The following is a 260-nucleotide window of genomic DNA, read 5'->3' on the forward strand; positions in this document are numbered from 1 at the left end:
GGTATATAGTGATGAACGAAAATATCCAGTGAAAATGGAAAATAATAAAATCATTCCATTAAAACCAATCGATGATGAAAAAGTAAAAAAAGAAATTGAAGAATTTAAATTCTTTGTACAATACGGGAATTTCAAAGAATTGGAAAACTATAAAGACGGAGAAGTGACATATAACCCAGAAGCACCAATATACTCTGCACAATATCAATTGAAAAACAGTGATTACAATGTAGAACAATTACGTAAGCGATATAATATCC

1 pseudogene is annotated in these 260 nt (G+C 28.8%); it reads left to right on the forward strand.

Annotated elements, in window-relative coordinates:
• Positions 1 to 260, forward strand: a pseudogene (gene lpl7, locus LK12_RS24440) (tandem-type lipoprotein Lpl7); the annotation flags it as partial.

This window comes from Novosphingobium malaysiense, assembly GCF_000802225.1.
In the GTDB taxonomy this organism is placed as follows: domain Bacteria; phylum Pseudomonadota; class Alphaproteobacteria; order Sphingomonadales; family Sphingomonadaceae; genus Novosphingobium; species Novosphingobium malaysiense.